Source organism: Streptomyces sp. BV286 (assembly GCF_019090165.1).
In the GTDB taxonomy this organism is placed as follows: Bacteria; Actinomycetota; Actinomycetes; order Streptomycetales; family Streptomycetaceae; genus Streptomyces.
Genome location: NZ_JAHRIB010000065.1, coordinates 34,867 through 55,928, shown reverse-complemented (window position 1 = coordinate 55,928; position 21,062 = coordinate 34,867). Strand labels below are relative to the sequence as shown.

At 71.2% G+C, this 21,062-nt stretch carries 16 protein-coding genes; 7 read left to right on the top strand and 9 right to left on the bottom strand.

The window, feature by feature from the left end; translation table 11 throughout:
• Window positions 1-121 precede the first annotated feature (121 nt).
• The 4 genes from KUF83_RS10030 to KUF83_RS10015 form a co-directional block, all read right to left on the bottom strand.
• Window positions 122-1,429, bottom strand: coding sequence for a PP2C family protein-serine/threonine phosphatase (locus KUF83_RS10030; protein WP_217454257.1), 1,308 nt, complete (start codon window positions 1,427-1,429; stop codon window positions 122-124).
• A 231-nt stretch (window positions 1,430-1,660) separates the two neighbouring features.
• Window positions 1,661-2,584 (bottom strand): hypothetical protein, encoded by a 924-nt coding sequence (locus tag KUF83_RS10025; RefSeq protein ID WP_217454256.1) that lies wholly within the window; start codon window positions 2,582-2,584, stop codon window positions 1,661-1,663.
• 287 nt (window positions 2,585-2,871) lie between these two features.
• Window positions 2,872-3,390: a hypothetical protein gene (locus KUF83_RS10020; protein ID WP_217454255.1), complete on the bottom strand. Its 519-nt coding sequence runs from the start codon at window positions 3,388-3,390 to the stop codon at window positions 2,872-2,874.
• Window positions 3,391-3,512: 122 nt separating this feature from the next.
• Window positions 3,513-4,250 carry a helix-turn-helix domain-containing protein gene (locus KUF83_RS10015; RefSeq protein WP_308402957.1) on the bottom strand — a complete coding sequence of 246 codons (738 nt, stop codon included), beginning with the start codon at window positions 4,248-4,250 and terminating at the stop codon, window positions 3,513-3,515.
• 1,626 nt (window positions 4,251-5,876) lie between these two features.
• Between KUF83_RS10015 and KUF83_RS10010 the strand changes: the two genes are divergently transcribed.
• Window positions 5,877-7,565: a lysyl oxidase family protein gene (locus KUF83_RS10010; RefSeq protein ID WP_217454254.1), complete on the top strand. Its 1,689-nt coding sequence runs from the start codon at window positions 5,877-5,879 to the stop codon at window positions 7,563-7,565.
• A 152-nt stretch (window positions 7,566-7,717) separates the two neighbouring features.
• Here KUF83_RS10010 and KUF83_RS10005 read toward each other — a convergent pair whose 3' ends face one another.
• Complete coding sequence (locus KUF83_RS10005) at window positions 7,718-8,062, bottom strand: MerR family transcriptional regulator (protein ID WP_217454253.1); 345 nt, start codon at window positions 8,060-8,062, stop codon at window positions 7,718-7,720.
• Window positions 8,063-8,638: 576 nt separating this feature from the next.
• Between KUF83_RS10005 and KUF83_RS10000 the strand changes: the two genes are divergently transcribed.
• Window positions 8,639-9,013, top strand: coding sequence for a hypothetical protein (locus tag KUF83_RS10000; RefSeq protein WP_217454252.1), 375 nt, complete (start codon window positions 8,639-8,641; stop codon window positions 9,011-9,013).
• A 165-nt stretch (window positions 9,014-9,178) separates the two neighbouring features.
• Here KUF83_RS10000 and KUF83_RS09995 read toward each other — a convergent pair whose 3' ends face one another.
• From KUF83_RS09995 to KUF83_RS09980, 4 genes are all read right to left on the bottom strand, one after another.
• The gene (locus KUF83_RS09995) at window positions 9,179-9,502 is read right to left on the bottom strand and encodes an SCO5918 family protein (RefSeq protein ID WP_217454251.1); all 324 of its coding nucleotides are present in this window, start codon (window positions 9,500-9,502) and stop codon (window positions 9,179-9,181) included.
• 187 nt (window positions 9,503-9,689) lie between these two features.
• Window positions 9,690-11,210 (bottom strand): DEAD/DEAH box helicase, encoded by a 1,521-nt coding sequence (locus tag KUF83_RS09990; protein WP_217454250.1) that lies wholly within the window; start codon window positions 11,208-11,210, stop codon window positions 9,690-9,692.
• A gap of 325 nt (window positions 11,211-11,535) precedes the next feature.
• On the bottom strand, window positions 11,536-11,739 hold the full coding sequence (locus tag KUF83_RS09985; protein WP_107017975.1) for a cold-shock protein: 204 nt from the start codon (window positions 11,737-11,739) through the stop codon (window positions 11,536-11,538).
• 370 nt (window positions 11,740-12,109) lie between these two features.
• Window positions 12,110-13,435, bottom strand: coding sequence for a lipase family protein (locus tag KUF83_RS09980; protein WP_217454249.1), 1,326 nt, complete (start codon window positions 13,433-13,435; stop codon window positions 12,110-12,112).
• Between the two features lie 552 nt (window positions 13,436-13,987).
• Between KUF83_RS09980 and KUF83_RS09975 the strand changes: the two genes are divergently transcribed.
• The 5 genes from KUF83_RS09975 to KUF83_RS09955 all read left to right on the top strand — a co-directional run bounded on the left by KUF83_RS09975 (window position 13,988) and on the right by KUF83_RS09955 (window position 21,058).
• A complete protein-coding gene (locus KUF83_RS09975; protein ID WP_217454248.1) occupies window positions 13,988-14,926 on the top strand; it encodes an SGNH/GDSL hydrolase family protein in 939 nt (312 codons plus the stop codon).
• 156 nt (window positions 14,927-15,082) lie between these two features.
• On the top strand, window positions 15,083-17,302 hold the full coding sequence (locus KUF83_RS09970) for an MMPL family transporter (RefSeq protein ID WP_217454247.1): 2,220 nt from the start codon (window positions 15,083-15,085) through the stop codon (window positions 17,300-17,302).
• Between the two features lie 116 nt (window positions 17,303-17,418).
• Window positions 17,419-18,768 carry a sensor histidine kinase gene (locus tag KUF83_RS09965; RefSeq protein WP_217454246.1) on the top strand — a complete coding sequence of 450 codons (1,350 nt, stop codon included), beginning with the start codon at window positions 17,419-17,421 and terminating at the stop codon, window positions 18,766-18,768.
• Window positions 18,765-19,445, top strand: coding sequence for a response regulator transcription factor (locus KUF83_RS09960; protein WP_217454245.1), 681 nt, complete (start codon window positions 18,765-18,767; stop codon window positions 19,443-19,445). The genes KUF83_RS09965 and KUF83_RS09960 overlap by 4 nt, the downstream gene beginning before the upstream one ends.
• 326 nt (window positions 19,446-19,771) lie before the next feature.
• Entirely contained in the window at window positions 19,772-21,058 is a 1,287-nt protein-coding gene (locus KUF83_RS09955) for a phosphatase PAP2 family protein (protein WP_308402956.1), read from the top strand.
• The last annotated feature ends 4 nt before the right edge of the window (window positions 21,059-21,062 follow it).

Sequence of the window (21,062 nt, the reverse complement as noted above, 5' to 3'; positions counted from 1 at the left end):
AGCCGGAGCCGCCGGGGTAAACGGGGCGTCGGCATCGCCGCATGCCCTTCCACCACGTGGGGAGCGCGTCGTCGGTACGCTCACGCGCGTGCGGAGCGGCGCCGCCGGCAGGCGCCGGAGCTCACTGCAGCCGGATCACCACAAGTGCCGTGTCGTCGTCCGGGCCGCTTCTCGAAGCCGGGAGCAGGTCGGCCAGGACGGCGTCGGCGAGGGGCTCGGGGTCGAGGGCGTGATGGCGCCTGAGGCTGTCGCCCAGGCGGCGCAGGCCCTGGTCGATGTCCTCGCCGCGGCGTTCGATCAGCCCGTCGGTGTAGAGGACGAGCGTGGCGCCGGGCGCGTACTCGACGGTCGCCTGGCCCCTGGGCGCGTCGTCGTCGCCCGCCCCCAGCGGCGGGTCGGTGGCCGCGTCGAGGGCCTCGACGGTCCCGTCGGTGTGCGCGACGAGCGGCGGCGGATGACCTGCGCAGCTGTAGGTGACGGTGTGCCCGGCCCGGTCGATGACGGCCTGGACGGCGGTCGTGGCGAGCGCGCCCTCGACGGTGTGCGCGTGCTGGGCGAGCGTCGTGAGCGCGGCGGCGGGCCGGCCGGTGGCGCGGATCGCGGTACTGAGGGCGCCGCGCAGCTGCCCCATGACGCCGGCCGCCTCCAGGCCGTGCCCGACGACGTCCCCGACCGCGGCGGCCAGCCGGTCGGTGTCCAGGTCGATCAGGTCGTACCAGTCGCCGCACACGTTCAGGAAACTGGCCGCCGGCCGGTAGCGCACGGCGGCGAAGGAGCGCGGCGGCAGCGTGGTGCCGGGCAGCATCGCCCGTTGGAGGGTGACGGCGACCTCGTGCGAGCGGGCGTGGGCCTCGCGCAACCGCTCGTTGAGTTCCTGCAGTTCCTGGGAGCGGGTCAGCAGGTCGGCGGTCATGGCGTCCTCGTGGCTGAGGGTGCCGCCCGGTGCCGTCGGTCCGCCCGGTGCCTTCGTGGCGGCCTGCCGGGCGTGGACCAGGGCCGTGACCTCCTCGACGCGGTGGACGAGGAGCGACACCCGGCCGTCGGCGTCGAGGACCGGGATGTTGACCGGGCTCCAGTAGCGCTCCTCGAACACGCCCGCCCTGCCGGGGATCTCCACGTCGTACTTCTGGAGGGCCATGGTGTCCCGCTCGCCGGTGGCCAGCACCCGCTCCAGCGACGCCCGCAGGGTCCGGGCACCGGTGGCCCCGTCGGCGGGGCTGTCGGGAAACACGTCGAACAGGGAGCGGCCGACGAGGTCCTCGAGGGGACGCCCGGTGACCTTCGAGTAGGCGCGGTTCGCGCAGACCATCGTCAGGTCGGGGGCGAGCAGCAGCACGGGGCTGGGCAGCGCCTGGAAGACCTCCGCGAAGTCGATGGCGTTCTCGATGCCCGGGCTCGCTCTCCCACCAGGCGCATCACTCTCGCTCATGCCACCATGTCTACTCCGTCACCGGGGCCCGTGCGACCCGGCGCTGCGGGGCACGATCACGGGCCGGACGGCGACCACCGGCCCGTCGGACGCCGGTCGTACGACGGCCGGCCGGTGGTCGCCGACGGGCTCGGGCGGACCACCGCCCGCGTACCGGTCGTACCGCCCGCGTACCGGTCGTACCGCCCGCGTACCGGTCGTACCGCCCGCGTACCGGGCGCACCGCGCCCGTCAGCCGATGCACACCACGAGCAGGCAGAGCTGCGACGGCGAGGTCGCCGTCGGCGCGGGGCTCGCCTGCGCGGCGCCCGAGTCCGTGCCGCCCGAGCCGCTCGCCCCGCCCGTACCGCTGGTGCCGCCCGTCCCGTCCGTGCCGCTGCCCGATCCGCCCGTGCCGTCGGTGGCGGGTGCGGAGGGCTGCTGTGCGGCGTTGTCGGCGGTGTCGTCGGAGGACGGGGACGAGGTCCGCGACAGCGGGTCGGACGCCGGCGTCGTGGGCGCGGACGGGACGGCGTCCGAGCGGGCGCCGTCCGGGGCGAGGGAGGTCGGGTCGGCGGCGGCCCGCCGGTGCGGCCGGTCCTTCGCGGGCGACTGCGTGGCGGGAGCGGACGAGGACCGGCGGTCGGGCCGCGTCGATGTCGGGCGGGTGTACTGCGTGGCCTCTTCCGCCGCGGAGCCCGTGCCGGGGGTCTGAGGCGCCGTGGCGGCCTCCGCGTGGTCGGGCGAGTGCCGGTCCAGCGCGGCGAAGCTCAGACCGCCTCCGACGAGCGCGACGGCGGTCGCGACCACGGCCCGGCGCTGGTTCTTCTTCCAGCGGATGCGCTGGCGACGTCGTGCCGCCCGTCCCTGCGGCGCGGGCGTCGCACCCTCGAAGCCGCCGTACGGGTCCGCCTCGGGGGCGTCGTCGAAGTCCGGCCCGGCTGTCGTCCCCTCAGGGGGACGGCCGTCCTGCCACGGGACGAAGGCGGCGGGCTCCCACGCCGCGACGGCGTCCGCCGCCGCGCTGCCGGCGGCCATGGTGACCCGGGGCTGGACGGTGGGGCGGCCGGCGGTGGCATGGGCGGTGCCGGGGGCGATGTCCGGGGCGTAGGCACCGCACCCGGGACACACGAGAGCGCCGTTGAGATGCCGACGACACGAGGAGCAGTAGTCCATCAGCGTCTTCCTGGGTTGACAGTCGTCGACCCGCCGGGCCGCTGCCTGGTCACGGTCGTACGTGGGGTCGAACGGCCAGCAACGCTAACGAGGCTTTCGAGCCACTGTGTGCAGCCTGTGTGACGCTCCTGCACGGATTCAGCCGTGGGCTCACGCGCATGCCGTGCGCATCCGGACATCGCGCCCCCGCCCCGCCCGGGAGCCCAGCCCCGGCCGCCGACATCCCACGCCCTGTGGTCCGGGGCCCTGTGGTCCGGCCCCGGACCACAGGGCGTGGGGACGGCCCCCTACCGGCTGCGCAGGCTGTGGATCTCCTGCTGGGCCGCCTTGACGGCCGACTTGAGCTGGGCGAGGGCCTGTTGCTGCTGCATGGCACGCGTCAGCAGCGTCGTGGCCTTCCAGCCGTCGGGGATCGCCGTCTCCTCGAACGCCGGCAGTGCCTTGTCGACGTAGAAGTCGATACGCCGTACGACCTCCTCCAGCTCGTCGTGGAGCGGCCGGCCGCGGTCGTCGCTCTCCAGCAGATGACGCTGCTCGCGCAGCGGCTCGAAGTCGAGCTCGGTGGCGGGGTGCTGCGCGAACCGGCAGGCGACCTTGAGGGTTTCGTCGAGATACCCCGCGAGCCGGTCGAGGTCGGGATCGTCCGCGTGGTGGCGGCGGTTGCGTTCGGCGACGCGCTTGGACAGGCGGTAGGTCAGGATGGCGAGGACCACCAGGGTGGCCCCGACCAGCCCGGAGACGATCACCTGCCATGACGTCCAGACCGTGTTGACCTGCTGCGCGAGCGACGTCGTCAAGGGGGACATGTCTGTGGTTTTCCGTTCTCGGAACCGGGACCCGGCCGGTCGTGGGAGAGCCGTGCCGTGCCCGGGTGAAAGACGTGTGAGGTGGCCCGTGTGCTGCCGTGGACCCTGGTCGCGTCCCGCCGTCAGGACTGGGACGTGACCAGGGCCCTGAGTGCGGCCAGATCGCTGACGACGAGCTGGCGGTACCTGCTGTCGATGAGCTGTTTCCGCCGCAGGGTGGCGACGGCGCTCTCGACGGTGGACTGGCCGAGCAGCAGTGCCTCCGCGAGATCCCGCTGGCGCGGACCGACGATCGTCGTGGGCCCGGTGGGGTCGGCGGGGTCCCTGGTGCCGGCGATCGTGGCGAGGTGGTGGAGCAGGGCGCTCACCCGGGCCAGTGGTGACCGGCTCGTGGTGGCGTAGATCCTCTCGTCGCTCCGGTTGCGGTCCTCGAGGCTGCGCAGCAGTGCCCGCTCCGCCTCGTGGTCCTGGGCGAGCAGCAGGTTCACGCGCCGGGTGTCGCAGGGCAGCACCCAGGTGGTGGCGAGGCACACCGTCCGCACCGACGAACGCGGCTCTATCAGCTTGGCCTCGCCGAGGACCTGCCCGACCCCGCGGAACCGGGCGATCTTCGTGCCGAAGGGGAACCGCTCCTGGACGACGCAGCCGCCGAGCACGATGTACATGTTCGTGTCCTTCGGGCGCAGCGGAAGTTCCGCGCCCTTGAGGTACGTACGGGCGTCGGAGCCCCATATCGCCACGAACAGCGCCCACTTGGCGGCCGGGAGATGGTCGAGGAAGCTGCCCCTCGGCATGGGCTGGCGGCCGTGCAGGACCTCGATGGTGTTGAAGGCCTGGGTGTCGGGGGCCGGGGATGCCACGGTCCTCACCCCCACAGCCGGGACGTGGGCACGGGTGTGGGCCCGCGCCCGGGCTCCCGGGTACGGGCGTCGGCGGCGGGAAGCGCCGGCGTCACGCAGGGTGAGGGGCGGAAAGCGGGTCGCTGAGGGGCAGAGTCGTCCGATGCCGGGGCGGGCCGGGCGGTCGGCACAACTACGCCGCGCTCGACGGCGGTTGCCATGAGGGTCTGAGCTCCTTCGGGTCGAGGAACAGGAGTTGGCGGGTCCAGTGCCCTCTCCACCACATGGCGCGACCGGCTGGTGAGACCGGGCGACTGAGGCTTACAAGGACGTTGCAAGCAGAACCGTACCGCCCTCGCCCACTTGGCGCACACAGCCTCTGGAGGCTCTCCCCGGCGCGTCGGTAAAACCCCCCGAGAAGGGTTGCTGCAAATCCCTGGGGGCGGGGCTTCTTCATGCCCGAAGGCCCCAAGATCAACTGTGGTGAAGGTCGTGCGAGTGGCGCACGGAAGCGGAACAGGATTTCCATCGATCGAAAGGCGTGGATTAAGGAAATTCGCCGCCGGATATCGCAAGCAAATCCAGAATTCGTTGCACGGGCAACTGGTGGATTGTCTTCCGAATGCATTGCCGGAAGGTGTGCGGGAAGATGCGGGAGGCCCCGCGGTAACCATCCGCGGGGCCTCCCTGAAAGGGCCTGGACCCGCCAAGGCTCAGACCGCTCACTAGTAAACACCATCGACAGGAGGCGAGCTACCGGTGATACCCCGCCGGGAAGGATTTTGCCTCACCGGTTCTATGGGTAAGGCCGGTCCGTGAGCTCGCCCCCCGTGATGCGCCTCACGTAGCTTTCTACTTCCTCCCGGCGCGGCAGGCTTGCGGTTGGGTCGAACATCACTCGCACGGGGCAACCGTCCGGAGCGGAGCCCGCTGTCGGGTACCGCCCTTCGGTGGGGCGCCCGCGGTGTCTTTCCGGCCTCCTTCCTGCGTGGTTCCGATTCTCGGGTCGGCGGTGCCGGGTGCGCGGGGCCGGGCCGGCCCCGTGTGTGCCGGTTCGACGGGCGAATCGGTTTTCGAGAGACCGGTGAAGTGTGGACTCCGGAAAACCGGGGGAATCAACAAGGTGAAAAAGCCGTGGATTTCTTGCGTGGGTTAGTCGCGCGGATGTTCTCGGCAGCCGGAACAAAAGGTTTCCGCACGGCTTGTGTGCAGATTATTCGCTGACCATATGTCGATGAAGCGCTTAACCTGTTCAGCTATTCGCAAGGCTCCTGCATAAGAGGATCCGACCGGCCGAACTCGTACCCCTGCGCGGCAGGGGTACCACCGAGTGCTGGGGGCCATTACGTCACGCGCAGTAACGACACCCCTGTCACACCCGTCACTCCTTCGTGTGAACGGATATTGGTCCCCGGATGCCGGTCCGCCGGCGGCCGTGCGGAGCTTTCGGACTGGTCGTCGCGTTGCGCGGGCCGTTCGTTTCCTCCTCAACAGGCAACCCCGGCACGGCTTTTGCCCCTCTCACAGGCTGCTCATGGATTCCGGCCGTGGTGCGCCGGCGCGCAGGGGGGCGCGTTCGGCCGCCGGCCGGTCCTGAGCTGTCCAGTCCGATGCCGCCTGACCACGGCACTCGCAGACGAGGAACCGATGACCACTCAGAAACACCGCAGTCGCCTGAGGCGTTCGACGCTGGCCGGGTTGGCCGCTCTCACTGTTGTCGTCACGGGGGCCGGGGCCGCTCCCGGAGCCGGGGCGGCCCCGGCGAGCACGGCGGGGAAGCCGAAGCTCAAACTGATCGCCGCGTCGAACTCCGTGACGCTGGACCGCTGGAAGGGGGAGGGCGGCGTCTTCCTGGACCTCGGTACGTACGTCACGGTCGACGACGCGCCGCTGGAGTTCAAGGTGACCCGGAAGTCGTACAAGGACCCGGTCGTCGCCCAGCAGATCCTCCGCGACGGCAGAAGCACGAAGACGAAGAAGCTGCCGGCCGGGCTGGTGAAGGACTTCTCAGGACTGCCCGGCTTCCTCGACGTGACGGTCGAGAACGCGGCGGGGCAGGAGGTGGCGTCGAGCGCGGGCACGTTCTGCCCCAACAACGCCTCCGGGCGGCTGCGCCCGGACGCCCCCGCGACCTCGCACTATCCGGAGAGCTGTCCCACCAACCCGTTCACGCTGGGCTCGGTGTGGGGCGTCGAGAAGGGCTGGGCGTCCAACTCCAGCATGATCGACTACGACAAGCCCGTCGACCTGCCGGCCGGCGAGTACACGGCCAGGGTCTCGGTCGCCGAGAAGTACCGCGATCTGTTCGACATCCCCGACGACCGGCCGACCGTCAAGGTGACGGTCCGGGACGTCGGCGACGGGAGCGGACAGGGCGCGGCCTCCTCGCGCTCCTCCTCCGCCCACCACGGAGCGGGCCACGGCGCCGGGCACGGGGCGCCCTCCGCCGACGCCGCCCACCACTACGGTCCGCGCGGCGCCGACGCCCCCACCCCGCCCGCCCTCTCGCACGCGCTCGAGGACCGCGGAAGGGCCCACCACCTGGGCGACGGACCCGGCCACACCGACGGCTCGCGCATCGCGCCCGCGCTGAAGCCGGCTGCCAAGCGGCCCACCGGCCGGGCGGGCGCCCCGGCGAACGTGCCCAAGCCCGACCTGCGTTCGCTGCCCGCCTGGGACATCGCCATCACCGACGGCGAGGACGGTGACGTAGCGGGCAAGGACTACCTCGCCTTCAGCGCGAACGTCTGGAACGCGGGACCCGCCCCGCTCGTCGTGGACGGCTTCCGCGCCCCGGGCAAGGACCTGATGGACGCGTACCAGTACTTCTACGACGCCGACGGCAAGCAGGTCGGGTACACACCCACCGGCACCATGGAGTGGGACCCGCGCGAGGGCCACGAGCACTGGCACTTCACGGACTTCGCCAGCTACCGGCTGCTGAGCGAGGACCAGACCAAGGAGGTGCGCAGCGGCAAGGAGGCGTTCTGCCTGGCCAACACCGACGCCGTCGACTACACGGTGAAGAACGCCAACTGGCACCCGGAGAACACCGACCTGTCGACGGCCTGCGGCCAGCAGAACTCGATCTCGGTCCGTGAGGTCCTCGACGTCGGATCGGGCGACACGTACACCCAGTACCGTCCCGGCCAGTCCTTCGACGTCACCGACCTGCCGAACGGCACGTACTACATCCAGGTGATCGCCAACCCCGAGAACCGGCTGCAGGAGACCGACCACAAGAACAACGTCGCGCTGCGCAAGGTCGTCCTGGCCGGTGAGCCGGGTGCCCGCACGGTGACCGTGCCGCCGCACGAGCTGATCGACGCCCCGTAGGCGGTGCTTGTGCTCCTGTGCCCCTGGACCCCGGTGTTCTCCGCGGGATCCGGGGGTGCGGGGCCCCGGCGACGGCCGCCCTCGCGCGGAGCGTGACGAGCGATCCGGGCCGGTGATCGCGCGGGGCGGGCCGGCCGGTTCGGCGGACGTGCTCAGGCGGAACCGGCACCGTCCGACGGCTGGTGCGCCCCGCGGCGGTACTCGGCGTTGATGCGCTGTGCCTCTTCGAGCTGGTCCTCGAGGATGACGATCCGGCAGGCGGCATCGACCGGGGTACCCCTGTCGACCAGCTCGCGGGCGCGGGCGGCGATCCGGAGCTGATAGCGCGAGTAGCGCCGGTGTCCGCCTTCGGAGCGGAGCGGAGTGATGAGCCGGGCCTCACCGATGGCCCGGAGGAAACCCGGGGTGGTGCCGAGCATCTCGGCGGCGCGCCCCATCGTGTAGGCGGGATAGTCGTCGTCTTCCAGACGATCGCTCAACGGACTGTCTGCTGTCATGTCACCTCGTTCTGCAACGCGTCGAGGGGCCCTGGTGCCGTACGGCACCAGGGCCCCGAAGGAAATTGAACACCATCCGTCGGCGTTACTGTCTCGCCGACCTTCTGTTTCCGCCGACCGGCCCGGGAGAGGGCGCGGTGTGCGGGGATCGCGGTTGCGTGACCGGGGACCACCTTCCAATCCGGGGTCTTGCGGTACCCGGTCCGAACGCTCTCGGCCGGGCGATCCTGATGGCGTCTGCTCCTTCCGTCCTTCCTCGGTATCTGTGGTGGTGCTTTCGGTGGCTCCTCGAACCGCGAGCCACCCAGCGCGGTCGTCAGTCCCGTCACCGTCCTGCGAACGACTGGCTTCGGAACTCCACAACCGCCCTGACCTGCGCACTTCAGGTACTTCTACCCGCCAGTTCGTGTCTGTCGGGTCTCGCTCGATCTCATCTACGAGAGAAACACTAACCACAGGCTCGGCCAATGTCTACCCTGGCAAACATAGATTTTGCTCGGCAGGAGTCCCAGGAATCCTGGCGTCATCTCCAGGGGTGGGGGAGCGGGCGCGGCGCGCTGGATAGAATCGGGCCTCATGTCGAACCCTGACGAACTGCTCGTCGGCATCTCCGCCATGGTGGAGGCCGGGCAGAGCAATCGGATGTCGCTGACCGTGGTCGCCGGCGGTGCTGTCATCACCGGCCGACTCGCTCCCGAAGCCGTGTGGAGGGAGCGGGTGTCGGAGGTGCTCAAGGACTCGGACCATCTCGGTACGTTCTCGGGCGTCTTCAACGCGGACCCGCCGCAGGACCGCGCCGACCGTGGCGAGGCGCCCACGCACCTCCACTTCCATCTCGCCCGGATCCTGCAGGGCAACGTCGGAATCCCCGAGACCGGCGGGATGTACCGCGTCGCGATCAAGGACGTAAGCGCCTGGACCGTGGGCGACTTCAGCTACTCCGACCACTGAGACGCCGTACCCGGCACCCTGACGGAACACGGACGGAGGGCGCCGGCCGACCGGACCACGACAGCGACGAAGGGCCCCGCCGACACATGTCGGCGGGGCCCTTCGTCGCTGTCGTCGTACCGGTACCGGACGCCGCCCTGTGGGGTCGGCTTCCGGTACGTGTCGTCACAGTCCCAGAGGGCTGGGGCTGGGGCTGCCGAGCATTGCGGACGCGGTCTCCATCGGTGTGGCGGCCTGCGGGACGGGCGCGATCTCCTGGTTGTTCCGGCAGGTGAAGCCCAGCCGGGTCATGGCCCGGGTGACCTCGCCGCTGGTGAAGTCGCGGCGGTCCTGCCGGGTGATGACCTCGCCGACCTGCTTGACGGGGTAGTGGCGGCGGCCGATGAGCACCGACTCACCCGTGATGGTCTCGGGCTTGATGCCCTTCATCGAGTCCAGCACACCGCTCTTGGTGAGGTCGAACGGGAACCGGGCGATGACGCAGCGCATGATGCCTCACAGTGAAGGAAGAAGAGGGACCGGGCTGATCCCGGGGCGGGGCGGGGTGAATCAGTGTGACAGGCCGAGAGCGCCCGCGGCGGGGCGGTGCTCCCCGACGGCGGCGGACGGGGCGCCGGACCGCCGGCACCCTGTCGGGTGGCCGGCGCCCGGAGACCGCCGCGGTCGCGCGAGGGGCCTAGGCGGCCGAGTCGACCGCGGACGAGCGCTGCGCCGGGCGGCGGGCGCCGTCGCCGGTGGGGCGGCCCCGGCCACCGCGGCTGCGACGGCCACGGGGCGCGGAGGACGTCGAGGAGCTGCTGCGCCGGGGGCGTTCCGTGGCCGGCGCGGTGATGACGACCGGGATGCCCGAGGGCGTCTGGGCGCCGGTGATGCGGTTCAGCTCCGCTTCGCCCGAGCGCACCTGGGTGGTCTGCGGGGTGATGCCGGCGGCGGCCATCAGGCGGCTCATGTCGCGGCGCTGGTTGGGGGTCACCAGCGTGACGACGCTCCCGGACTCGCCGGCGCGGGCCGTGCGGCCGCCCCGGTGCAGGTAGTCCTTGTGGTCGGTGGGCGGGTCGACGTTCACGACCAGGTCGAGGTTGTCGACGTGGATCCCGCGGGCGGCGACGTTCGTGGCCACCAGGACCGTCACGTGCCCCGTCTTGAACCGGGACAGGGTCCGCGTGCGCTGCGGCTGGGACTTGCCGCCGTGCAGGGCCGCGGCCCGGACACCGCTGCTCAGCAGGTGCTCGGTCAGGCGGTCCACCGCGTGCTTGGTGTCCAGGAACATGATCACGCGGCCGTCGCGGGCCGCGATCTCGGTGGTGGTCCGGTTCTTGTCGGCACCGTGCACGTGGAGCACGTGGTGCTCCATGGTGGTCACCGCGCCCGCGGACGGGTCGACGGAGTGGACCACGGGGTCGGTCAGGTAGCGGCGGACCAGCAGATCGACGTTGCGGTCCAGCGTGGCGGAGAACAGCATCCGCTGGCCCCCGGGACGCACCTGGTCCAGCAACTCGGTGACCTGGGGCATGAAGCCCATGTCGGTCATCTGGTCGGCCTCGTCGAGCACGGTGATGTCGACCTCGCCCAGGCGGCAGTCGCCACGGTCGATGAGGTCCTTGAGGCGGCCCGGCGTCGCGACGACGACCTCGGCGCCGGCGCGCAGCGCACCGGCCTGCCTGCCGATCGACATCCCGCCGACCACGGTGGTCAGCCGCAGCCGCACGGAGCGGGCGTACGGGGTGAGCGCGTCGGTGACCTGCTGGGCCAGCTCGCGGGTGGGGACGAGGACGAGGGCGAGCGGCTGGCGCGGCTCGGCGCGCCGGCCGGCCGTACGGGCGAGGAGCGCCAGGCCGAAGGCGAGGGTCTTGCCCGAACCGGTGCGGCCGCGGCCGAGTACGTCACGGCCGGCGAGGGAATTCGGCAGCGTCGCCGCCTGGATCGGGAAGGGCACGGTCACGCCCTCGTGGCCGAGCGCGGCGAGCAGCGGCTCCGGCATGCCGAGATCGGCGAACGCCTCGACGGCCGGCAGCGCCGGGGTGATGGTCTTCGGCGGGGCGAACTCGCCCTGGGGGCCGCTCTGTCGACGGCTGTAACCGCCTTCGGAACGGCGCGGGGCACCGGAGCGGTTGCCGCCCCAGCTGGAGCCCGAACTGGAGCCCGAATTTCCGGAGCGGGTGCGGGAGTAGCGGTCGTTCGTACGCATGCGGTTCACGGGGAACCTTCCTTGACATGGCACGTATCAAGGAATTCCCGCGGGGAACGAGCAGCGCAGAGAATTGCAAGAACGAGCCGAAGTAAATGGGAGCCGAATCGGATAGGGAATCCGAATGGCGGGGAGTGGTCGCGGGATGCTTCGCCGGGGTGCGGTGTGCGAATCCGGCGGCATTGCCGGTCATTCCGTGCGGGAGGCTCCGAAGAGTTTTCGGCCGGAGCGCGGACGGAGGGTCCCGGGGAGCGGGTCGCGAATCCCCTGAAATGCAGCGAGCTGGGGCCCGCACCCCAAGGTGCGGGCCCCAGCTGCGAAGTGCGTGCCGACGTCAGGCGGGAACGATGTTCTCGGCCGTCGGGCCCTTCTGACCCTGCGCGATGTCGAACGTGACCTTCTGGCCCTCGTTCAGCTCACGGAAGCCCTGGGCGGCGATGTTCGAGTAGTGGGCGAAGACGTCAGCGCCGCCACCGTCCTGCTCGATGAAGCCGAAGCCCTTTTCTGCGTTGAACCACTTCACGGTACCGGAAGCCATGTCATTCTCCTTCGGGGCGGTTTCGGAGTTCACAGTGCGCGAACTCCGTGTCGCCGTGATGATCACCCCGCCGGAAACAACCGGAGTCATAAAGGATCCCCACCCGAATGAACTGGTGGGGACACCTGCAAGATTTCGGGAACCACAACTGCAACTGAGATCGAGAGTAGCACGGTGCGATCTGCCATGTGCGGTGAGGAAATCCGTTCCGCCTGTCGGGTAAGTAATGTTCATCGCGCGTCGCGCTCAATTCTCACCTCGTCGGCACAGATATTGGCGCGCTGGGGACGCATGGTTTCTGCCGATGAGCGGCCGGGAGCGGAAGGGCCGCGTCCGGTGGACGCGGCCCTTGGGAACCAGCGGAACCAGGTCAGGGCTGCAGAGGCATGGTCCGGCAGTTGGAGGCGGCCGGCTTGCCGGCCAGCCGGTCGGACAGCCAGTCGACGGCGTCGCCCTGGTCGGTCAGCAGCGGTGCGAAGTGGTTGAGCAGCGCGCTGCCGACGTTCGGCAGGAGGACGGCCTTGTACGTGACGTCGGCACCCTTGCGGCACCAGTCGGCGGCGAGGTCCCGGGACTGGCCGTGCGGGACGAGGTTGTCGCTGATACCCGTCGCGAGCCGGACGGGACCGGACGGCTTCAGCCTGCCGATGCGCTGGCTGTCCAGGAACGCCTGGAGCGCGGGCGTGGCGGCGATGATGTCGCTCATGGAGCGGCCGTCGGTCGTCCACTTGGTGCTCTTGGCGTTGCCGTAGCCGAAGAGCGCGTCACCGACGCACATGGTGGACAGGTCGGCGAGGGCCGCCTTTCCCGCCGTGTTCAGGTGCGCCTCGGCGATCGGTTTCAGGGCGGGGTCGGACTGGAGGAACCCGTTGAGGGACCAGCCCAGCGCGCCGGCCAGTTCGCTGCCGTCGATGGCCCTGGTGACGGAGGTCAGGTCGGCGGGCGGTGCGCCGGAGTAGGTGCCGGCGAGGGTGACGTCGGGGGCGTAGGAGGACTGGAGTTCGGCGGCCGCGGCGGTCGCTCCGCCGCCCTGGCTGTAGCCGAACAGGCCGACCGGGGAGCCGGCGGTGACCGAGGCCCCGTCGACCGAGCGGGCCGCGCGGACGGCGTCGAGGACCGCGTGTGCCTCGTCGACCCGGTTGACGTAGGTGTGCAGCCGGTCGGTGGCGCCCAGGCCGGCGTAGTCGGTGACGACCACGGCGGCGCCCTTCGCGAGGAGGCGGTAGATCGCCAGGTCCTCGTAACCGACGGACACCGTCTGCCCGTTGAACGTCAGCGGGTGTTCGAGGCCCATGGACGCGGCGCACTGGTCGCCCTGCCCCATGGTGCCGGGGGCGACCGCGACCAGGGGCCGTGGGCCGTCGCCCTTCCAGCGGGCCGTCGGTTCGATGTACGCCCCGGTGACGGCGACGGGCTTCCCGTTCGAGTCGGTGGACTTGTACATCAGCCGGGTCGCGCTGCCCGGCAGCGGGCCGTGGAGGGTGGGCAGGCTCAGGGCGAGGGGGAGGGGCTCGCTGCGGACGAGCGTGCCGTCGGCGGCGGGCAGGGCGGCGGGCGGGTTGTAGAACGCGGGGATCGTGACGCCTCGGGACACGACCTCGTCCGCCGCGGTGGCGGCGGTGCTCGTGAGGACCTGGGTGCCGAGGCAGGCGGCGGCGGTGACTGCCACGGCGAGAAGCCTTCTGCGTGCGGGCATGGCGAACCTCCTGTGATGCGGCCGGCAGAGAGGTGCACAGGGGCGGTGGCACGGTGCCGCACACGCGTCCCGCGGGTCCGGCCGTGCCGCCGGGAAGTAGTTCGCCTGGAACTTACCTGTGAGTAAGTTACTCGTGGTAGCAGGCGGAAGGTTACGGTTCGGTAATTTGACAGGCTGTCTAATAACGGTGCCGGGCAGTCACCGCCGGGCCGTGCCCCGCGGCACACCGGCGCAGTCCCGGCCGGGGCTCCGGGGGCCTGCGTCAGGAGGACGTGTCCGGCAGCGCGTACTGCGGTCTCAGTAGCCGGATTGTCTGCACGGGCACGACGACGGGCCGTGCCCGACCGGGAAGCCTGGGCAAGGACAGAGGCCGGCGGTCAGGTGCCCGGGGTGTGTTGGGGCGCCGCAACGCCGGCCGTCGTCGGGCGTCCGGCGCGGAGCCGAGGGCGTCTCACGCGTGTCCTGGAGCGGCTCGCGTGCCGCCGGTGCGGGCGGGAGCCGCTCGCGCGCGTTTCCCCGTACGGGCCCCTGAGCCGGAAGGCGGACGCGCGGATGGGGATGTACCTACGGGTCGGACTGGCGGGGGTGGCGGCGTGCGGGGTGCTGGTCGCCGCGGTCACCGTCGGGCAGGGCGGCGACGGCGGAGCCTCGATGGCGGTGGAGCAGCCGAAGGGGCCGTACGTGGCTCTGGGCGACTCCTACACCGCGGGGCCGGGGATACCGGACCGGGCAGGGAAACCCCCCGGGTGCGACCGGTCCGACCGCAACTACCCGGCGGTCGTCGCCGGTGAACTGGGCCTGCGGAAGGCCGACTTCCGTGACGTGAGCTGCGGCGGAGCCACCATCGGCGACCTCTCCGCACCCCAGTCCACCGACGACGGGGTCAACGCCGCCCAGCTGTCGGCCCTGTCGTCCCGGACCGGGCTGGTCACCCTGGGCATCGGCGGCAACGACATCGGCTTCGCCTCGACCGTCACCTCCTGCGTGGTGGCGGGCGCCCGTCACCTCCTGGTGGACGGCGACGAACCCGGCGCGGACGACGCCCCCTGCCGGGCGACGTACTTCTCCGGCGAAACCGACGAGGTCGGGGTGAAGATCCGCGCGACGGGGAAGCGGCTCACCGGCGCCCTCGACGAGATCGAACACCGCGCGCCGAAAGCCCGCGTGTACGTCGTCGGCTATCCGGCGATCCTGCCCGCCGACGGCACCGGCTGCGCCCGCCGGATGAGCCTCGCGAAGGGCGACGCGCACTACCTCCACGAGAAGGAACAGCAGCTCAACGCCATGCTGCGGCAGCGGGCGGAGGCGGCAGGGGCGACCTACGTCGACACGTACACCCCCTCCGTCGGGCGCGACGCGTGCGCCGGGCCGGACACCCGCTGGGTGGAGCCGCTCGTCCCACAGGCCCCCGCCGCGTCCGTGCATCCCAACGAGCGCGGCGAGCGCGGCATGGCGCAGGCCGTACTGCGGGCGATCCGCACGAGGGGATGACCCGGGGGCGCGCCTGTCGTACCCGAGGCTGACCTGCCGGCCCGCTCGTACTGCGATCTGAGTAGCGGAGAGTGTCGGCAGGCGCACGACGACAGGACGGCACCCCACCGGACAGCCTGGACGGACATTCGGCACCAGATGTGGAGACCTCCTGCCGTGGCTACTTTCCTCTATCGCATGGGCCGTCTGGCCTTCCGGCGTCGCTGGTACGTCGTCCTGGTCTGGGCGGCCGTCCTGGCCGCCGTCGGCCTGGGCGCCCTCAAGGCCCCGGGAGCCTCCGACGAGGAGTTCTCCATGCCGGGCATCGAGTCGCAGAAGGCGTTCGACCTGCTGGAGCAGCGCTTCCCCGGAGCGTCGGCCGACGGCGCGACCGCCCGGGTCGTCTTCGTCGCACCCAACGGCGAGAAGGTCACCGCCGCCGAGAACAGGCAGGCCGTCGAGAAGGCCGTCACCGAGCTCGGCGACGGCACGCAGGTCGCCAGTGCCGCAGACCCCTTCCAGGCGAAGGCGGTCAGCAAGGACGGCACGACCGCGTACGCGACCGTCACCTACAAGGTCACGGCCACCGACCTCACCGACGCCAGCAAGACCCACCTGGAGGAGACCCTCCACGAGGCGCGGGACTCCGGGCTGACCGTCGAGGCGGGCGGCACCGCGATGGAGGAAGGCGGCGGAGCGGGCGGCATCGCCGAGGTCATCGGCATCGCGGTCGCCGCGGTCGTCCTGCTGATCACCTTCGGCTCCCTCGCCGCGGCCGGACTGCCCCTGCTGACCGCCGTCATCGGCGTCGGGGTGAGCATGGCCACGATCCTGGCCCTGTCGGACGCGCTCGGCCTGTCCACGACGACCGGCACCCTCGCGATGATGCTCGGCCTCGCGGTCGGCATCGACTACGCCCTCTTCGTGGTCTCCCGCTTCCGTGAGGAACGCGCCCGGGGCCGTACGCCGCAGGAGGCGGCCGGGCTCGCGGCCGGCACCGCCGGGTCCGCGGTCGTCTTCGCGGGACTCACCGTCGTCATCGCGCTGGCCGGGCTCGCGGTGGTCGGCATCCCGATGCTCACCAAGATGGGGCTGGCCGCGGCGGGCGCGGTCGTCGTGGCCGTACTGATCGCGCTGACGCTCGTCCCGGCACTCCTCGGCTTCTGGCCGAACGCCGTGCTGACCCGGCGGGACCGCGGGAGCGGCCGGGTCGAGAAGAGCGCCGAGACCAACGGGGGCACCCGCTGGGCCCGGTTCGTACTGCGCCGCCCCGTGCCCGTGCTGCTCCTCGGTGTGGTGGGCCTCGGTGCTCTCGCGGTGCCGATGACCGACCTGCAGCTGGGCATGCCCGGCGACGAGGCGAAGGCGACCTCCACCACCGAGCGCCGGGCCTACGACGCGCTCGCCGAGGGCTTCGGGCCGGGCTTCAACGGTCCGCTGACCGTGGTCGTGGACGCCAAGGGCGACTCCGACCCGAAGGGCGCCGCGGACGCGATCGCCAAGGAGATCGGCGCCACGAAGGGCGTCGTGTCCGTCTCCCCGGCCCGCTTCAACGAAGCCGGTGACACCGCCGTCTTCGCGGTCGTGCCCTCCACCGCGCCGACCGACGAGAAGACCAAGGACCTCGTGAAGACCATCCGGGGCGAACGCCCCGGGGCCGAGTCCGAGACCGGGGCGACCTTCGAGGTCACCGGCACCACCGCCCTGAACATCGACATCTCCGAGAAGGTCCAGGCCGCGCTGGTCCCGTACCTGGTCGTCGTGGTCGGCCTGGCGATCGTGCTCCTCCTGGTGGTCTTCCGGTCCCTGCTCGTCCCGCTGAAGGCGGCCCTCGGTTTCCTCCTGTCGGTACTGGCCTCCCTCGGCGTGGTCGTCCTGGTCTTCCAGCAGGGCCACGGCGCCGAACTCCTGGGCGTCGAACAGACCGGTCCGATCATGAGCCTGATGCCGATCTTCCTGGTGGGCATCGTCTTCGGACTGGCCATGGACTACGAGGTCTTCCTCGTCTCCCGGATGCGCGAGGCGTACGTCCACGGCGAATCGCCCGACGAGGCGGTCACCAGCGGATTCCGGCACAGCGCCAGGGTCGTCGTGGCCGCCGCACTGATCATGATCGCGGTCTTCTCCGGGTTCATCGGCGAGAGCGACTCCATGATCAAGATGATCGGCTTCGGGCTGGCCTTCGCCGTCCTCCTCGACGCGTTCGTCGTACGGATGGCGATCGTGCCCGCCGTCCTCGCCCTGCTCGGCCACAAGGCCTGGTGGCTGCCGGGATGGCTGGACCGGCTGCTGCCCCGCGTCGACGTGGAGGGCGAGGCGCTGAGCCGCCGCCCCGAGACGGTCCCGGCCCCGGCCGGCCCGTCCGACCCGTCCGACCTGGAAGCGGTGCGCACCTGACCCGACCGCCCGCCTCCCCCGACAGGAGCCGCCCGTGCCGAGGACACGGGCGGCCCTGTCGGCCGTTCGCCCCCGACGGCGGACAGGATGGACCCAGCCCACCCACCGGAGAACAGATGAGTGCCAACCTGGAGCGCTACACGGACCGCGTCGAGTATTACGCGGACCGCCATCCCCGCGCTCTCGACGTGATCGTGGTCCTGGCGCTGATGGGCTGCGCGACCTTCGGCAGCGCGCTCACCATGCCGGGCGCCGAACCGCCCGACCAGGACAAGGCCGCCGTCATCCTCATGGGTGTGTCCTGCCTCGCACTGCTGAGGCACCGCGAACACCCGCGCACCTCCCTCGCCGTGACCGCGGTCTGCACGGTGATCGCGGTCGGTCTGGGGTACCTGCTGACCCCCCTGCTGCTGGCCCCCATCATGGCGGCGCTCTACTGGCTCGCCACCGTCAGCGACAGGAAGACCACACGTACCTGGGGCGTGACCGCCACGGTGGCCCTGATGCTGGCGGCCACGTTCTCCGACTCGATGGACGGTCTCTCCCTGGTGCTCAGGGTGATCGGCCCCTTCTTCTGGCTGCTGCTGCCCCTCGCCGCCGGCCGTATGACCCAGCTGCGACGCGCCTATCTCCAGTCCGTGCAGGCCCGCGCCGAACACGCCGAACGCACCCGCGAGGAGGAGGCACGGCTGCGCGTCACCGAGGAACGCATGCGCATCGCCCGCGAGCTGCACGACGTCGTCGCCCACCACCTGGCCCTGGCCAACGCCCAGGCGGGCACCGCCGCCCACCTCGCGCTCGCCGATCCGCCGCAGACAAAGAAGATCCTCACCGACCTGACCGGGACCACGTCCTCCGCGCTGCGCGAACTGAAGGCCACGCTGGGGCTGCTGCGCCAGAGCGACGACCCCGCCTCCCCCTCGCTGGAACCGGCGCCCGGCCTCGACTGCCTGCCCGATCTGGTGACGGCGTGCGCGACCGCGGGCGTCACCGTCACCGTGACCACGGAGGGCGCACCCCGGCCGCTCTCGCCGGGCGTGGACCTGACGGCGTACCGGATCGTGCAGGAGGCGCTGACCAACGTGACCAAGCACGCCGCCGCCGAGACCGCCCACGTGCGGCTCGCCTACGCCGACTCCCGCCTGGAGATCACGGTCAGCAACGACGGCCCCGCCGCCCCTTCGGCCGCGGCGGTCGAGCAGCGCAAGGGCTTCGGCGTCATGGGCATGCGGGAACGCGCCCACTCCGTGGGCGGCGAACTGTGCGCGGGCCCCCGCCCGGAAGGCGGTTTCGAGGTCACCACCGCACTGCCGCTCCAGCCTTCGGCGCCGGGGGCGGCAGAAACCTCCGGGCCCGCGGCACCGGCGGCACCAGCACATCCAGTACATCCAGTACATCCATCACAGCAAGTGAACCCGGTGGATCCCGTGGATTCCGTGGATCCCGTAGAAGGAGACAAGCCATGAGCATCAGGGTGCTGCTCGTCGACGACCAGGCCCTGCTGCGGGCGACCTTCCGGATCCTGATCGACTCCTGCGAGGACATGACGGTGGTCGGGGAGGCGTCCGACGGCGCGGAAGCGGTGGACCTGACCAGGGCCCACCACCCCGACATCGTTCTCATGGACATCCGTATGCCGGGCGTGGACGGCCTCGCCGCCACGTCCGCCATCTGCGCCGACCCGGGGCTGTCCACGACCCGCGTCCTCATCCTGACCACCTTCGAGACCGAGGACTACGTGGCCCAGGCGCTGCGCGCGGGCGCCAGCGGTTTCCTCGGCAAGGACGTCACGGCCGACACCCTGCTGGCCGGCCTGCGCACCGTGGCCTCGGGAGAGGCCCTGCTCTCGCCCGGCGCGACCCGCACCCTCATCACCCGGTTCCTCACGGCGCCCGCCCCCGGGGCCCAACTGGCCTCCCCGGAACGGCTGAACGAGCTCACGGTCCGCGAGCGCGAGGTCATGGCCCTGGCGGCGGAGGGCAAGTCCAACACCGAGATCGCCGAGGACCTCACGGTGAGCCCGCTGACCGTGCGCACCCACATCCACCGGGCCATGACGAAACTGGGCGCCCGCGACCGCGCCCAACTGGTCGTCATCGCCTACCAGACGGGCCTGGTACAGGCGGGACCGACGGCCCTCTGACGGCCCTCTGACGGCCCTCTTACGGTCCGGTTCCGCACGGCTCCGCGCGGGCGGGGGCCCGCGCCGGCCCTCCCCTGCCCGGAACCCGGACTGTGATCCTTCCGTCTTCCTACGGCGGGAGTCTGTCTACCGGACGGACGACCAGCGAGAATTACCCGGTCATCCGTCCATCACCTGAACCACTACTCGTCTTCATCAGCAGTTTTCCGGCCAGAACCTGGCAAATCGCCTAGAAACCAAGATAAATGCCGTTGCAGCTCCTTTCGCGAATACCCGGCAGGACGACGTTCTCCCCATGGCGTCAGCCGCGGGCGGGACTCTGGGCCGTGGTGGGTCTGGCGGGCCTCGGATTCCTCGTCGCGCTGGAGATTGCCGCACGTCACTACGGCCTGCCGGGGCCGATCACCACCCAGGCGCAGGAAGTGGTGCTCGCCCCCAAGTCGGGCCCCCTGCTGTACGCGAGCATGGCGCTGATGATGGTGGTGCTCACCTGGCGGGAGCGGTTCATCGCGGCCGGCGCCGCGATCGGCATCGACATCGTCTTCGTACTGGTGCGGTGGGCGGCCGGCGTCGAGGCGGCCGAGGGACACCCCTTCGGCAACGGTGCCCTCTGGGTGATCCTGGGCTGCGGGGTCATGGCCCTCACGCGCCGCACCGGCCCGGAACGCGTCCTTCTCCTGAAGGGCGTCGGGCTCGGTCTGCTGCTGGTGGCCGGCCGCAAGACGGGCGACACCTGGCTGCTCATCACCTCGAAGACCCGCCCGGTGGTGCTCGACCAGTACGTGGCGACCGCCGACCACGCGCTGGGCGACCCGTCGTGGCTGGCCGGCCGGGTCATCGAGGCCGCCGGCCCGGCCCCGGCCCACGTCCTCGACTGGGTCTACGCGCAGCTCGCCGTGGCCGCGGTCGTCTTCGCGCTGTACCAGCTGCGCCACGTGGCGACCGAGCGCCGCTTCCCGCGCCACCACCTGGTGCGCACCTTCCTGGCGGTCGGCGTCCTCGGGCCCGCCATATACATGATCTTCCCCGTGGTCGGGCCGGTCTTCGCGTATGGCACCGGCGCCTTCGGCACCGGCGGCGAGCACTGGGCGCTGGCCAACGTGTGGCCGGACGTACTGCCGTCGAGGAGCAACCCGCAGCCGATGCTGTACGACGGGCTCACGCCCCGCAACTGCATGCCCAGTCTGCACACGGCGTGGGCCACCGTGATCTTCATGCACTCCCGCAGGGCCCCGCGGTTCCTGCGCTTCGCGGGCACGTTCTGGCTCGTCGCCACGCTCAGCGCGACGCTGGCATTCGGCTACCACTACGGCGCGGATCTCCTCGTCGGCGTGGTGTTCGCCGTCACGGTCGAGGCGGCGCTGCGCTCGCACGCACGCGGCTGGGACCGGTCGGCGACCCGACTGGTCGCCCACGGCACGGCGGTCTTCACCGTGCTCCTGCTGTCGTACCGCTATCTGTCGACGGACATGGCCGCACGTCCGTGGGTCTTCGGACCGCTGCTGCTCCTGGCGACGGCCTCGGTGATCCACGGCTACATACGCACCACCAGGGCATGGGACCCGAAGCCCGCGCCGGTACGACGCCCGGAACCGCTGCTGGAGCCGGTCTGAGCGG

Bases quoted from the DNA above. Each gene is read 5' to 3' on its own strand.
- KUF83_RS09965 (WP_217454246.1), top strand. From the start codon at position 17,419: ATGAGTGCCAACCTGGAGCGCTACACGGACCGCGTCGAGTATTACGCG.
- KUF83_RS09980 (WP_217454249.1), bottom strand. From the start codon at position 13,435: ATGCCCGCACGCAGAAGGCTTCTCGCCGTGGCAGTCACCGCCGCCGCC.
- KUF83_RS10020 (WP_217454255.1), bottom strand. From the start codon at position 3,390: ATGTCCCCCTTGACGACGTCGCTCGCGCAGCAGGTCAACACGGTCTGG.
- KUF83_RS10010 (WP_217454254.1), top strand. From the start codon at position 5,877: ATGACCACTCAGAAACACCGCAGTCGCCTGAGGCGTTCGACGCTGGCC.
- KUF83_RS09995 (WP_217454251.1), bottom strand. From the start codon at position 9,502: ATGCGCTGCGTCATCGCCCGGTTCCCGTTCGACCTCACCAAGAGCGGT.
- KUF83_RS10000 (WP_217454252.1), top strand. From the start codon at position 8,639: ATGTCGAACCCTGACGAACTGCTCGTCGGCATCTCCGCCATGGTGGAG.
- KUF83_RS09985 (WP_107017975.1), bottom strand. From the start codon at position 11,739: ATGGCTTCCGGTACCGTGAAGTGGTTCAACGCAGAAAAGGGCTTCGGC.
- KUF83_RS10025 (WP_217454256.1), bottom strand. From the start codon at position 2,584: ATGGACTACTGCTCCTCGTGTCGTCGGCATCTCAACGGCGCTCTCGTG.
- KUF83_RS10030 (WP_217454257.1), bottom strand. From the start codon at position 1,429: ATGAGCGAGAGTGATGCGCCTGGTGGGAGAGCGAGCCCGGGCATCGAG.
- KUF83_RS09960 (WP_217454245.1), top strand. From the start codon at position 18,765: ATGAGCATCAGGGTGCTGCTCGTCGACGACCAGGCCCTGCTGCGGGCG.
- KUF83_RS10005 (WP_217454253.1), bottom strand. From the start codon at position 8,062: ATGACAGCAGACAGTCCGTTGAGCGATCGTCTGGAAGACGACGACTAT.
- KUF83_RS09975 (WP_217454248.1), top strand. From the start codon at position 13,988: ATGGGGATGTACCTACGGGTCGGACTGGCGGGGGTGGCGGCGTGCGGG.